We start from the raw sequence: 14651 nt of genomic DNA, 5'->3' as shown, positions 1-14651 counted from the left end.
CTGCGCGCCGCCTGATCCGGGGGCACTGCCCCCGGATCAGGCGCCCGCAACCCCGCCCACCAAAACCCCCCGCCCTCCCAAGGAGACCCAACCGGTGACCACCACCACCCGCCGCACCGCCCTCGGTGCCGCGGTCGCCATCCTCGCCGCGCTCATATCCGCCGGCCCCGCCGCCTCCGCCCCCAGACCTCCCGCCCCACCCTCCGACAGCGCGCTCGCCGCGCAGCCCGCGCGGCACGATCTGACCCGCGAGCAGTTCTACTTCGTCCTGCCCGACCGGTTCGCCAACGGCGACCCCTCCAACGACCGTGGGGGGCTGACCGGTTCGCGTCTGGAGACGGGATACGACCCCGCCGACAAGGGCTTCTACCAGGGCGGCGACCTCAAAGGGCTGACCGGGAAGCTCGACTACATCAAGGGCCTCGGCACCACCGCAATCTGGCTCGCGCCGATCTTCAAGAACCGGCCCGTCCAGGGCACCGGCAAGGACGCCTCGGCCGGGTACCACGGGTACTGGATCACCGACTTCACCCAGGTCGACCCCCACTTCGGCACCAACGCCGATCTCGAGAAGCTGATCGACAAGGCCCACGGCAAGGGCATGAAGGTCTTCTTCGACGTCATCACGAACCACACCGCCGACACTGTCGACTACGCGGAGAAGAAGTACGGCTACCGCCCCAAGGGCGCCTACCCGTATCTGGACAGCAGCGGCCGCCCCTTCGACGACCGGTCGGCACTCGGCAAGGTCGACGCAGACTCCTTCCCGTACACCCCCAAGGTCACCGGCCGGAAGGTCCCCGCCTGGCTCAACGACCCCACGATGTACCACAACCGCGGCGATTCGACCTTCGCGGGGGAGAGCTCCGAGTACGGCGACTTCTCCGGCCTCGACGACCTGTGGACCGAGCGTCCCGAGGTCGTGAAGGGCATGGAGCAGATCTACGAGAAGTGGGTCCGCGACTTCGACATCGACGGCTTCCGTATCGACACCGTCAAGCACGTCGACATGGACTTCTGGACCCAGTGGGCCACCGCCCTCGACGGGTATGCCGCCAGGCACGGCCGGGACGACTTCTTCATGTTCGGCGAGGTCTTCGCCGCGGACACGGCGATCACCTCGCCGTACGTCACCCGCGGACGGCTCGACGCCACCCTCGACTTCCCCTTCCAGGACGCGGCGCGCGCCTTCGCCTCGCAGGGCTCCTCCGCCGGGCGTCTCGGGAAGGTCTTCGCCGACGACTACCGCTACACCAGCGACAAGGCCAACGCCTATGAGCAGGTGACCTTCCTCGGCAACCACGACATGGGCCGGATCGGCACCTTCCTCAAGCAGGACAACCCCCGGGCCGACGACGCCGAACTGCTCAAGCGGGCGCGGCTCGCCAACGAGCTGATGTTCCTGACCCGCGGCAACCCGGTCGTCTACTACGGCGACGAGCAGGGCTTCACCGGCTCGGGCGGTGACAAGGACGCCCGCCAGAGCCTGTTCGCCTCCAAGACCCCCGACTATCTGGACGACGACCAGCTGGGCACGGACCGGACGCACGCCTCGGACGCGTATGACAGCGGGCACCCGCTCTACCGCTCGATCGCCGCGCTGTCGAAGCTCACCAAGGAGAATCCGGCGCTGCGCGACGGCGTCCAGAGCGAGCGGTACGCCAAGGACTCGGTGTACGCCTTCTCCCGTACGGATGCCAGGACGCGCACCGAGTACGTCGTCGCCGCCAACAACGGGACCACGCCCACGACCGTGACCGTCCCGGCGGACGCAACCGACTTTGTCACCCTGTACGGCGGTTCGGGCGCGGTCCACGCCACCGACGGGAAGATCACCCTCACCGTCCCCGCCCTGTCGTCGCTGGTGCTGAAGGCCGCACGGCCACTGGACCGGCCCGCCGCCAAGCCCGTTGTCACCCTCAAGGCTCCGCCCGCCGGAGCCAGTGGCACCGTCGAGATCAGCGCCCAAACCGGTGGCGGACAGCTCGACCGCGTCGTCTTCGCCGCGCAGATTGGCAACGGCGCCTGGCGCACTCTGGGCTCGGCCGACCACGCTCCGTACAAGGTCACCCAGCACATCGACGCCTCGGTGGCGGCCGGAACCCCCCTGCGCTACAAGGCGGTTGTGGTCGACAATGCGGGGCGCAAGGCCAGTGACCGGGCGGAGACGACCGCCGGGCAGGCCCCGCCGCCCGAGAAGCCGGTGGCCGTCGAGCGCGACTACGCGGTCGTGCACTACCAGCGCCCCGACGGCGACTACGACGGCTGGCAGCTCAGGGCCGGCGAGCAGCAGGCCGCGTTCACCGGGCGGGACGCGTACGGCGCGTTCGCCTGGTTCAAGCTCGCCGAAGGTGCCTCGGCGCTCCCGTACACCGTCGAGAAGAACGGCTCGGCCGACGGCCCGCAGCGGACGATCGACCTCGCCCGCACCGGCCAGGTGTGGATCGCCCAGGGCAAGGACGGCCAGTCGGCCACCGCGCCCGACGGCGCCTACCCGCCCCAGGACAAGAGCAAGGCCGTCCTGCACTACCACCGGGCGGACGGCGACTACGACGGCTGGGGTCTGCACACCTGGACGGGCGCGAAGGATCCGACCGACTGGTCCAGGCCGCTCCAGCCGGTGAAGAAGGACGCGTACGGAGTGACCTTCGAGGTACCGCTCGCCGCGGGCGCGACCTCGCTCAGCTATATCGTCCACAAGGGCGACCAGAAGGACCTGCCGAACGACCAGTCGCTGGACCTCGCCACGTATACGAACGAGGTCTGGCTGCTCGCCGGGCAGCCGAAGTACCTGCTGCCGCAGACGGGTGGCGCGCCCTCGCTCGACCTGGCGAAGGCCGAGGCCCAGTGGATCGACCGGGACACCGTCGTCTGGAAGGTGAAGGCCACCGACGCGACCAGCCAGCAGCTGGTGTACGCGGCGAACGGCGGGATCTCGGTCGTCGAGGGGGCTTTGAGCGACGAGGGCCGCTGGCTGCGGCTCAACCCCGCTGCCCTGACCGACGCACAGAAGGCCGCACACCCGCACCTCGCGGCCTATCCGGCCTTCAGCGTCGACCCGCGTGACCGCGAGCGGGTGCGCGATGCCCTGCGCGGTCAGCTGATCGCCACCCAGCGCGCCGCGAACGGCGCACTGCTCGCCGCGACCGGTGTTCAGATCCCGGGAGTTCTCGACGATCTGTACGACGCGACCGGGGCGAAACTCGGTCCTGTCTTCGACCGCGGCCGTCCCACCCTCTCCCTGTGGGCCCCCACCGCTCGGTCCGTCTCCCTCGAACTCGACGGCACGACGGTCGCGATGCGGCGCAGCGGCACGAGCGGCGTCTGGTCGGTCACCGGGCCGAAGAGCTGGGCGGGCAAGCCGTACCGCTACGTCGTCAAGGTCTGGGCGCCCAGCGTCCAGAAGGTCGTCACCAACAAGGTCACCGACCCGTACTCCACCGCCCTGACCACCGACTCGGCCCGCAGCCTGGTCGTCGATCTCGCCGATCCGCGGCTCGCCCCCAAGGGCTGGGCGACGCTGAAGAAGCCCGCGGCCGTGCCCCTGCGTGATGCGCAGATCCAGGAGCTGCACATCCGCGACTTCTCGGTCGCGGACCGCACCTCCAGGCACCCGGGCCAGTACCTCGCCTTCACCGACCGTGCTTCGGCCGGGATGAAGCATCTGCGTGCGCTCGCCGCGTCCGGGACGTCCTACGTCCACCTCCTGCCCGCCTTCGACATCGGGACCATCCCCGAGAGGAAGTCCGACCAGACGGTCCCCGCCTGCGACCTGAAGGTGTACGCACCCGACTCCGACGAGCAGCAGGCGTGCATCGCCAAGGCCGCCGCGAAGGACGCGTACAACTGGGGCTACGACCCGCTGCACTACACGGTCCCCGAAGGCTCCTACGCCTCCGACCCCGAAGGAACGCGGCGCACGGTCGAGTTCCGGCAGATGGTCGCGTCCCTCAACGAGGGCGGCCTGCGCACGGTCATGGACGTCGTCTACAACCACACGGTGGCGAGCGGCCAGGCCGACAAGTCCGTACTCGACAAGATCGTGCCCGGCTACTACCAGCGCCTCCTCGCCGACGGCACCGTCGCCACCTCCACCTGCTGCGCCAACACCGCGCCCGAGAACGCCATGATGGGCAAGCTCGTCGTCGACTCGGTCGTCACCTGGGCCAAGGAGTACAAGGTCGACGGCTTCCGCTTCGACCTGATGGGGCACCACCCGAAGGCCAACATCCTCGCGGTCCGCAAGGCGCTCGACGCGCTGACCGTCGAGCGCGACGGCGTCGACGGCAAGAAGATCATCCTCTACGGGGAGGGCTGGAACTTCGGGGAGATCGCGGACGACGCCCGCTTCGTCCAGGCGACCCAGAAGAACATGGCCGGGACAGGGATCGCGACCTTCTCCGACCGGGCCCGTGACGCCGTACGCGGCGGCGGCCCCTTCGACGAGGACCCGGGGATCCAGGGCTTCGCCTCCGGCCTCTTCACCGACCCCAACTCATCGGCCGCGAACGGCACTCCCGCCGAGCAGAAGGCCCGCCTGCTGCACTACCAGGACCTGATCAAGGTCGGCCTCACGGGCAATCTCGCCGGGTACACCTTCACCGACAGCTCGGGCCGCACCGTCAAGGGCTCCGAGGTCGACTACAACGGCGCCCCCGCCGGATACGCTGCCGCCCCCGGCGACGCCCTCGCCTACGCGGACGCCCACGACAACGAATCCCTCTACGACGCGCTGGCTTTCAAGCTCCCGAGGGCCACGTCACCGGCCGACCGGGCACGGATGCAGGTCCTCGCCATGGCGACCGCGGCGCTCTCGCAGGGGCCCGCGCTCTCCCAGGCCGGTACGGACCTGCTGCGCTCCAAGTCGCTGGACCGCAATGCGTACGACAGCGGCGACTGGTTCAACGCGATCCACTGGGACTGCCGGGACGGCAACGGCTTCGGGCGCGGACTGCCTCCGCAGGCCGACAACAAGTCCAAGTGGCCCTTCGCCAAGCCGCTGCTGACGGCTCCCTCCCTCGCGGAGGGCTGCGAGGGGATCGACGGCGCATCGGCGGCCTACCGGGACCTGCTCAGTATCCGCGCCACCGAGAAGGCCTTCAGCCTGGCGTCCGCGGACGATGTGCAGTCAACCGTCTCCTTCCCGCTCTCGGGCAAGGAGGAGTCCCCCGGTGTGATCACCATGGCCCTCGGTGACCTGGTGGTTGTCTTCAATGCCACCCCGGACACGCAGACCCAGCGCGCCGAAGCCTTCGCGGGCCGTTCGTACGCACTGCACCCCGTCCAGGCGACAGGGGCGGACCTTACCGTCAAGAAGGCTTCGTTCGAAGGGAGTTCGGGAACCTTCGCCGTTCCGGGGCGTAGTGTCGCCGTCTTCGAACGCAGTTAGGGTCCGCGGCGTTACGGTGACCGGATGGACGGCACCACCGTGATGGTGGTGGACGACACCGATGCCAACCGTTACGCGATGGGCGCGGTCCTGCGCAGGGCGGGGCATCTGGTGATCCCCGCCGCCAGCGCCGGCGACGCACTGGTCGAGCTCGACACGAGGCTCAAGACCGGTGCGTTGCCGGATGCCGCGCTGGTGGATGTCGGACTGCCCGACATGAGCGGCTTCGAACTGTGCCGCCGCATCAAACGGCTCCCCGTCGTCGCGACGATGCCGGTGGTGCACTTCTCCGCCAGCGCGGTCACCCCGCAGGACCGCACCCGCGGCCTGGACGCCGGGGCCGACGCGTATCTGACGGTCCCCGTCGAGCCGGAGGAGATCCAGGCCGTCATACGCGCCGCCCTGCGCGGGGCCCGCTCCCGCCACGACGCCGAGGCCCAGGCCGAGCGGATGGCGCAGCTGGCCGCCGCGACGATGGAGGTGCACACCGCACGCAGCCCGCAGGAGCTGGCCGACGTGGCCACCGCCGGGACCGAGCGGCTCGTCGGCGGTCCGGCCCTCGCCCTCGTCCTCAGCCCGAGCGGTGAACTGTATGTGGGGCACGCAGGCGCCCGCGGCCCCTGCCCCGACGAGAGCACGCGGACGGCCGTGGCCCGACTGCTCCAGCGCGCCATGTCCGGACGAACAGGCGTACAGAGCCTGGTCGCGCCCGAGCCGCTGTGGCCGGCCGGTTTCTTCCGGCGCGGCCTCGCCACCGACGCACGGCTGCTGCTCGCCCGCAGCAGCGAGGACCAGCCACCGGTCTGCCTCGCCACCCCCGGTTACCGCAGGACCGATCCGGAGGCCGCGATGCTGCTCACCCAGCTGGCCCGTGCCACGGCCCTGGCCGCCGAATCGCTGCGGGCGTCCGCGGAGGAACGGCATCTCGCCCTCACCCTCCAGCACAGCTTCCTGCCACAGCGACTGCCCGAGATTCCCGGCGCCGAGATCGCCGTACGATACGTCCCCGCCTCCACCCAGGCCGAGATCGGCGGCGACTTCTATGTGACCCTGCCGACGCCCCACGGCGTCCTCGTCGGCGTCGGCGACGTCGTCGGCCACTCCCTGGACGCGGCGACGGTGATGGTCGAACTGCGGCACGCCCTGCGCGCATACGCCACCGACGAGAGCGACCCGGCCGTACTCCTGCACCGCCTGGACCGGATGCTCCAGCGCTACCACCCGGAGTCCACGGCCACGGTCTGCCTCGCCCTCATCGACCCCCGCGGCGGCCGCCTCACGATCGCGAACGCGGGCCATGTCCGACCGCTGATCGTCTCCGCCGAAGCCACGGCGTCCTATGTCCAGACCTCGGGCCCGCTGCTCGGCCTCGGCCTGGACCGTCCCCGGCCGACCGACGCCCGACTGGTCCGGGGAGACAGGCTGTTGCTGGTCACGGACGGCCTGATCGAGACCCGCGGCACGGACCTCACGGTCTCGCTCGAACACCTCCGCCATGCCGCGGCCCACGCGCCACCGGGCGTCTCCCCGCTCTGCGACACCCTGCTGGACTGCTTCGGCACCGGCGAGGACGACGTCGCTCTGCTGGCGCTACAGCTGACGGATTTCGATCGGATCGGCCCCCGAGCCGACAAGTGATTTTCGTTCCCGCATGATTGACGGGGTCAAGGAGACCCGCGAAAGGGCGGGTCCCACAACCACCCGGTCCCACCGATCACCCGTGCTGGAGCGCCCGATGCCGCAGATCACCGTCGACTACTCCGACAACCTCGGCTCCGCCTTCGACCGCCGCGGCTTCGCGCTGGCCCTGCACCCGCTGATCGTCGAGACGATCGACACCCAGCTCTCCTCCTGCAAGACCCGGTTCCGCCGTGTCGACGAGACGGTCGTTGCCGGGGGCACCCCCACGGACGCCCTCGTCCACATCGGGATCGCCGTGCTGCCGGGCCGCAGCGCCGAGCTCAAGGCCCGGTTGTCCGAGGCCGTCCTGGAACTCCTCGCCGCTCATCTGGAGCCCGCGGAGGGCATCGCCCCCGTCGTCTCCGCCGAGGTGCGCGACCTGGAGCTGTCCTACCGAAAGCGCTGAGCGGGCACCCGGTCCAGTGAGGACGCCAGCGACGCGAGCCGGCCGACCAGATCGCCGAAGGGCCCATCGGCCGGCTCGTCGGCCAGGATGCGTAGCAGGATGACCGCCATCTCCTCGTCGTAGGCCGCACTCACCGCGCACAGCGCCGCGAAGTCGTGCACCAGCTGCAACTCCAGCTCGGCGCGTGGGATCTTCCGCCCGTCCAGCCAGATCAGCGCCGTCGACTCGGCCAGCGACACCCAGGACCGTACGACCAACTGAAGGCGTGCGGGCGGCTCGTTGATCCCCAGATGCGCCAGGATCTGCTCGTACGCCGCCTGCCTGACCTCGTCGATCATCGCGTTCGTCGTGGTGGAGCCGACGGCCGGCCCGCCCCGCATCAGCGCGGAGAACCCGGTCCCGTGCTCGTCCACGAAGTCGAAGAAGCGGCCCATGACCCGCAACAGCCGGGCCGCCAGCGGCCCCTCCCGCGGCTCGTGGAAGCGCGCGGACAGCTCGTCCGCGGCGCGCCGCAGCGCGGCCTCGTACAGGCTGTGCTTACCGGGGAAGTAGTGGTAGACGAGAGGCCGCGAAATACCGGCGGCCGCGGCTATCTCGTCTATCGACACATCGTCGGGGGAGCGGTGGCTGAACAGCTCCAGAGCCACACCGATCAGCTGCTGTCTGCGCTCGTCGACGCCCATCCTGCGGCGAACCCCGGTCGTCATGCGGCACAGCCTACCCACCGGCCGCGGCGCGCCGGTCGGACAGGTCCAGGACCAGGGCGTGTTTTGGAAGTCTCGCCTGCCCCGCGACGCCTGGCACGCACTCCCCCGTAGCCCTTCGGGCACGGGAGGTGCCCCCACGCGGTGTTGTCGGAGTCGCCCAAGTACGTCCAGTACGAGGGCGATCCTCCGCCTTGCGATTGCACGCACCAGACGCCGCGGGGCCCGCCCTGCGGGCCGACGGCGCCACTTCCAAAACACGCCCTGGCCGCCCCGCGACCGGGACCGCACAGCGGTCAGTGCAGGGCACCGACGCGACTGCCGTCGCCGAGGCGGCCGTTGAGCTCCGCCCGCGACCCTTCCTTCGCCGGGACTGCCAGGACGTTTCCCCGCGCGCTGCCGTCGACCCCGCCCGACGTGGTCAGTGACTTGAACTGGCCGCTGCCCGCCGCGAGTACGTACCAGCGGCCTGCCCGGGACTTCCACAAGACGCCCGCAAGGACCTTCGGATCCCGTACGCCGCACGACGGCGAGTCCTCTGAACGCGCCGCGATCGCGCCGGGGGCGGTCGCCTGCGCGCCGGGTGCCTGGAACTGGGCCATCACCCGGCTGCCCGTGCCCCGCCAGGTCTCCGCCCGTGTGCACAGCCACTCCGCAGTGCCGTTCGACTCGGGCAGGGTCTGCTTCGCGTACGTCCACGAGTTGACGCTGCGTACACCGTGCGCCCGCACCACGGGCAGCAGACAGGCCGTACGAGCCCACGAGGCCAGGGCCGCTTGCCCGGTGACGTCCCGCGGCGCCGACGGCGGCCCCGAGGTGAGCCGGGCCGGGGTCAGTTCGCCGAGGTCTGCCAGCAACCGCTCGGCCGCGGCGTCCCGGAGCTGAAGCACGTCCCAGCTCTTGCAGTCCCGGGCCTGCGCGGGGCTCGGCAGCGGTGCGGTGACCCCGTCCCGGCCCCGGGCGAGCGGGCGCCCCGCGCCCGCCGGGGCGAGCAGGTCCCTCACGGACGTCTCGCGGACCCAGGGCGCCGTCAGATAGCGCACGTTGCCGTCGCTGCGGCCCGCCACCAGCGCCCCGGACGAGGCCAAGTCCGCGGCGTCCGTGCGCGCGAAGTCGAGGGCCACGCCCAGGGTCCCGTCCCTGGGCTCGGCGTAGCGGACCACCCGCAGCCCGTCGTGCAGCAGTACCACGTTCGCCTGGTCGACCACGCCCGCGTACAGCAGCTGCGGCGAACCCATCGGTGGTCCCGGCGGTGTGCCGGGGGTCGCGGAGACCTGGACCTCGCTGCCCGGCCGCGCCCACACGGCGAGCGCCCGGCGCAGCAGGGCGGTGTCACCGGTGAGGGCGCCACGGGCCGGCCAGACGGAGAAGTCCGTACGGGAGGACTGCTGCCATGCCGCGGGGGAGACCCGGATCAACGTGGCTGGATCCATGGCGGATTCTGCGGCGGGATTGCGGGCATAGGGCGGCGCGGCGAGGCCGTCGTTGCCCCAGCCGTCGCCCGGAAGCCCGAGCAGTGCACCGCACACCGCGAGGGCCGCGGCCGCCACCAGGGCCGCCTTGATGTGCTGGCGGCGGCGCATGAGATCGGTGGGGCGGGCCTGGAGCGAGCACGGATCGAACTCGGGGGATTCGAGCAGCGCGGCCGCACCCGCCCCCACCGCTGCCTCCATCCCGTCCGCCTCGGCCAGCGCGGCATGCGGATCCACCACCCCGGCGGCGGTGAGCACATGACATACGTCGGGGTCGGCCAGCCTCTCCAGGCCACGCAGGACATAAGCCGCCCGGGCGGCCCCGGAGAGCGCGGACAGGTGCTGGTCCAGGGCGAGTTCATCAGCTCCTCCGGAGCGGGGGAAGACCCGCAGCCCCCAGACGTGCGGCAGCAGCGGCGGGAGCTGGGCGCGTCGCGGCCGGGCGAGGCGCTTCAGCGGGAGCCCGGCGTCCAGGGCCTGGCGCAGCACCCGTCCCCGCACATAGACATAGCCGGGGTCGGCGTCGCCGGGCGCCCGGCGCGAGCCGGGCACGCAGTCCCCGGGGTCAAGGGCGCCGGCCGGTGTCGTGCGGCCGCGCGGCAGGGAGCGCTGCGCGAGAGCGTGCGCGGTGAGCACCCGGCGATTGCGCCCGAGGGTGGGGGGCAGTACGAGATACGCGATCCGTACGAGCCGGGTGTAGTGCTCGACGAGTGCCGCCTCGGCCTCCTCGACGGCGACCGGGCCGGGGTCGGGAGCGGGAGGGGCAGGGGCAGGGGCAGGGGCGGGGGTGGTGACGACTTCCTGTGGGCGCACGTTCAGCAGAACGAGCGAATGGTCCTATGGTCACCGGCCACAACCCGACCGGGCGTGCCTCTCAGGTCCTGTCCGGCCGATCTTGCCGGGCTCGCGTGCCCTGGCACGCCCGCTCGCTGCGTTGTCGTCAGTCCCCGACGCTCCGCGTCGTCTCTCCCCCTGCCTTCGGCGGGGGGACCCCCATCCTCCGCCTTGCGATCGCACGCACCAGACCCCGCTCACTGATCCGGCCTGATCGACCGGACAGGACCTAACCGGCCAGCCGTTCGTGGATGCGCTCGATCGCCTGGACCGGCACGCCGAGCCCTTCGACCACGTACTTCTCCATCGTGCCGTAGCGGGCATCGACCTCGTTCAGCGCGGCCGCCAGATACTCGGGCACGACGCCGATCACCGCGAGGGCGGTCTCGGGGTCGCCGCCCTGTGCGATGAAGCCTTCGATGAGCGGTGCGAAGGCCTGCCGTACCGCCGGATTGACGGAGAGGTACTCGGCCTCCACCGCTTCGGGCGGCGCACCGAGCAGGGTGAGGACGATCGTCGCGGCCCAGCCGGTGCGGTCCTTGCCCGCCGTGCAGTGGAAGAGCAGCGGGCCGGCATCGGGGTCCGCCACCTCGGTCAGGAAGGCGCGGTAGGCGGTGCGCGCCGAGTCGGAGGCGACAAAGCCGCGATAGGTGTCGGCGAACATCTGCTGGGCCCGGCCGCCTCCCAACTCCCTCTCGGTGAGCACCGGATCGGCCAGCACCTGCTTGAGCTTGGCGACGGCCGGCAGCAGCCCGGAGGCGACCCGGTCGGCGAGTACGTCGGCGAGGAGCAGCCGGCCGCCGGCCGGAATGCGGTCCGGGCGGGCAAGGCGTTCGGCTTCCGTGCGGAAGTCCACGATCGTGCGGATCCCGAGGGCGGCGACCACGGAATCGGCGGTGGGATCGAGCCGGTCGAGCTGCCCGGAGCGGAAGAGCAGACCGGAGCGCACGGCATGGCCCGCGGGCAGGGGTGTGCCTCCGAGGTCGCGGAGATTGGCGACGGTGGTGGCGGGGATCGCTGTCATGGCGGGCGGCTCCCTGGCTCAGAAAAGGGGCGATATCAATGTAAACAACCTATGTGACCGACCACCCGCTGAAGTGGACCGTGCCGCGCGCTCCTCCGCCGCCGTTGGCCGCGCTCATGAAAAGCCCCACGTCCTGGACGTCCGCGGCCCCCGGAACCAGGACCGTGGCGACCGTGCGCCAGGCGGTGCCGCCGTCCGTCGAGCAGGAGCCGGTGAAGGAGGTTCCGGCGTTGCGGGTCAGCCGGAGCAGCACCGGTGCCTTGACACCCAGGATGCGTTTGTACGTGTCGAGGGTCCCGTCGCCGTTCGTGTCGTACGACAGGACGACGCCCTGCCCGGGAGTGGCGGCCAGGTTCAGGAAACCGGCGCCGCCCGGCCGCGCGAGGCCGTTGCGGACGACGATGCCCGCCCGGGCCCAACCGCTCGTGCTGTCCTGGGAGTCCACCCGCAGCTCGACGCTCGCGCCCACCGTCAGGCCGCCCTCGGAAAAGGCGGTGCCGAAGTGGGCGGTGCCCTGCCACAGGTCGGTGCCCCCGCCGTTGATCGCGAGCCGGTCGCCTGCCTGCCCGAAGACGGCCGCGTTGCTGGTGTACGTGCGCCACCAGGTGTCCAGCGGCGATGCGAGGAACAGCGAGCCCCGCTGGGGGACGGCCACGCGCTCCTCACCGCGTGGCCCGTACTGCGTGCGCAGCGCGTACGGCATCGCGCGCAGCGGCTCGTCGAGGGAATCGGCCGGGGCCGTCACCCGCCAGGAGACCGTGCCGGTGCCTCCCGCCGGGACACTGTCCAGGAAGGTGTCGCCCAGTGGCTCGGCGTCCGGGCCGGTCAGCTCGATGTCGACGCGGCCGGTGGAGCGCAGCCCGTTGAGGTTGCGGAAGGCGGCCGTGACGGTGCCGGTGCTGCCGGGTGTGAAGGCGGGCGGGTTCACGGTGACGTCGACGTAGCCCTGGTAGGGGGCGGCGGCGAGGGTGTCGTACACCCTGCGGGCGGTGCGGTACGCGTCCCCCGTGGCGCGCACCGGATAGGCGCGCCGGTCCTTCGTCCAGGCCTCCTCGGCCGGATACCAGTCGAAGGGCGTGGGGGCGCGGCCCTCGGCCAGCGCGGTGGCCAGCTCCTCCAGAAAGGCCTCCCACTGAGGCAGGTGGACATCGTTGATCAGCCCGTGCCAGTCGCGGTTGGCGTAGTTGCTGAGCTGACCGGCCGCGGCCCGGTCCGCCCAGGTGGTGATCAGCGCCCGGGCCGTGCGCTCCAGCTCGACCGCCTCGTCCGCGCTGGTCGCCAGACGTTTGGCGTCCTCCAGCCAGGGGCCGAGCAGGAAGGAGCGGTGACAGCCCGCCATCGTGTCGCTCAGCCGCATGAGCTTCAGCCACAGTGCCGAGACGGCGCGGAAGGCGTCGACGTCCTTGTTCTGATAGGCGGCACGCAGAGGAAGCTGAAGGGTGCGGGAGCGGTTGGCGAGGGCCTGGCGGGCAAGGTCGGTCACATCGTGCCGGTAGGTGTCCGAGTCGCGCAGCGAGGGCCGTACGCCGAGCAGCGCCGCGAACGCCCGGTCGAAGCCAGCCGGATCGAAGGCGGTGCCGATCGCGGAGGTCATCCCGGGGCGGCGGCAGAACAGCGAGTCGTAGGGCCGGCCGTCGGTGCTGGTGAGCTTGTACGCCGTGGCGGCGAGCGCGGCGAAGGCGGTACGCGCAGAGGCGTCCTCGCGGCCGTAGCGGAATGCGGCGTACTCCTCGAACCACGCGTCCCGGTCGATCGTCTCCTCGCGCCAGGCGAGTTCGCTGAACAGCTCCAGCGCCGCGGGGTCGCGCTCGGCGGCCTCCGGCATGTACGCCGTTCCGGCCAGCGCGCTGCCCGGCTTGTCGCGCCAGGCTGTGAACTTCGCCGTCCACCGGTCGGTGTTCGCGCCGATGGTCGTACGCCCGCCGAAGTTCGGAATGGTGCCGAAGGCGTAAGGGGCCCCGCCCCACTCCCTCTCGCGGTCGGTGACCGTGTCCAGATCGGAGAGCCCGTCCACGATCAGCACCCGGTCCGTGTCGACGGCGTCGAGCAGTGCGGGCCGCGGATTGGACTGCCAGCCGAGGATCACCCAGGTGGCGCCGGGCCGGGCTCTCTGGAGGGAGGACTCGACGGCGCGGGCGGCATCGGCGACCGGGACGTCCCCCGGGGTGCCGCCCTCGTGCAGCAGGTCCATCTTGAAGTGACGGGTCTCGCCGAACAGTTCCCCCTGGAGCCGGTAGAAGGCCGCGGCGACGTCGGAGAATCTCTCGGTGCGCGGGTCCAGCCAGTCGGGGCGGCGCAGCCCGTTCCAGGTGCCCTGGGGGACGACCCGGGCACCGGGGTTGCGGGCGGCGAAGCCGTCCGGGACCGTGCCGAAGTATCCGGGCAGGACCGGGTGCATCCCGAGTTCCCTCATCCGGTCGGTGATCCGCCTGCCGAGGTCCGCGCGCCGGCCGATGAGCCCGGGGGAGAGCGGGCCGCCGTACCCGCTCATGTTCTGCAGCAGCCACCAGGGCTGGTGCGAGGGGGCGGGCAGCCAGGTGCGCGCCTCGGTGTCGGAGTAGCCGAAGTCCATCAGCAGCCGGTGGTAGACGGCCTCCTGGCCGGGGGTGACCAGGACTTCGTTGCAGCCGTGCAGGGCGAGGACGTCGAGCAGGCGCTCCCAGCGGGCCCAGTCGGCGTACGGGGCGGTGTAGCCGTCGTGCGTGTCGTTGTACGCGAACCGGTGCGGGACGGTGGCGGAGCGCTCCAGAGCCGTGCGCGGCGCGGGCAGCAGCACCGGCAGGTCGAGCCGGCTGCCCGACCAGGAGATGTGCGCCCGGCAGACGTACTTGAGGTACCAGTGCACCCCGGTGAGCAGTACGGCCGGGCTGGTGCCCTCGACTTCGACAAGGCCCCGGGAGCCGGTGACCCGGAAACGCTCGGGACCCTCCAGCGGCCGCAGCCGGAACTGGCCGGCGTGCCGGGGCAGCAGGCGCCCGAGAGCCTCCCGGGCAGGATCGGTGGCGAACGGTGCCACGGGTGCGGCGGCGGCCGGGGCGTGCCCGGCGAGTGACGCACCTAAGCCGATCGCTCCCGCGGTGCCCAGCACCGTACGTCTCGACAGCTCGGCCATCGGCGCTCCTCCATGTGGCTCACGTCACAA

7 protein-coding genes are annotated in these 14651 nt (G+C 71.5%); 3 read left to right on the top strand and 4 right to left on the bottom strand.

The features are described 5' to 3' along the window. The first annotated feature begins 94 nt into the window (after nucleotides 1-94). The 3 genes from pulA (at nucleotide 95) to FBY35_RS27645 (ending at nucleotide 7475) form a co-directional block, all read left to right on the top strand. Nucleotides 95-5389 (top strand): pullulanase-type alpha-1,6-glucosidase, encoded by a 5295-nt coding sequence (gene pulA, locus FBY35_RS27655; RefSeq protein ID WP_142216684.1) that lies wholly within the window; start codon nucleotides 95-97, stop codon nucleotides 5387-5389. 24 nt (nucleotides 5390-5413) lie between these two features. After that, nucleotides 5414-7027 carry a fused response regulator/phosphatase gene (locus FBY35_RS27650; RefSeq protein WP_142216683.1) on the top strand — a complete coding sequence of 538 codons (1614 nt, stop codon included), beginning with the start codon at nucleotides 5414-5416 and terminating at the stop codon, nucleotides 7025-7027. A 97-nt stretch (nucleotides 7028-7124) separates the two neighbouring features. Then, the gene (locus FBY35_RS27645; protein ID WP_142218199.1) at nucleotides 7125-7475 is read left to right on the top strand and encodes a 5-carboxymethyl-2-hydroxymuconate Delta-isomerase; all 351 of its coding nucleotides are present in this window, start codon (nucleotides 7125-7127) and stop codon (nucleotides 7473-7475) included. Here FBY35_RS27645 and FBY35_RS27640 read toward each other — a convergent pair. The 4 genes from FBY35_RS27640 to FBY35_RS27625 all read right to left on the bottom strand — a co-directional run bounded on the left by FBY35_RS27640 (nucleotide 7460) and on the right by FBY35_RS27625 (nucleotide 14621). Further along, entirely contained in the window at nucleotides 7460-8182 is a 723-nt protein-coding gene (locus tag FBY35_RS27640; protein WP_142216682.1) for a TetR/AcrR family transcriptional regulator, read from the bottom strand. The two genes, FBY35_RS27645 and FBY35_RS27640, sit on opposite strands and share 16 nt — an antisense overlap. A gap of 293 nt (nucleotides 8183-8475) precedes the next feature. Continuing rightward, complete coding sequence (locus FBY35_RS27635) at nucleotides 8476-10464, bottom strand: hypothetical protein (protein ID WP_142216681.1); 1989 nt, start codon at nucleotides 10462-10464, stop codon at nucleotides 8476-8478. Between the two features lie 250 nt (nucleotides 10465-10714). Continuing rightward, a complete protein-coding gene (locus FBY35_RS27630) occupies nucleotides 10715-11509 on the bottom strand; it encodes a tyrosine-protein phosphatase (RefSeq protein WP_142216680.1) in 795 nt (264 codons plus the stop codon). 49 nt (nucleotides 11510-11558) lie between these two features. Beyond that, a complete protein-coding gene (locus tag FBY35_RS27625; protein WP_142216679.1) occupies nucleotides 11559-14621 on the bottom strand; it encodes an alpha-N-acetylglucosaminidase TIM-barrel domain-containing protein in 3063 nt (1020 codons plus the stop codon). Nucleotides 14622-14651 lie beyond the last annotated feature (30 nt).

The organism is Streptomyces sp. SLBN-118 (genome assembly GCF_006715635.1).
Taxonomy (GTDB): domain Bacteria; phylum Actinomycetota; class Actinomycetes; order Streptomycetales; family Streptomycetaceae; genus Streptomyces.
The sequence above is the reverse complement of the archived record's forward strand: the minus strand, read 5'-3'. Positions and strand labels throughout refer to the sequence as shown.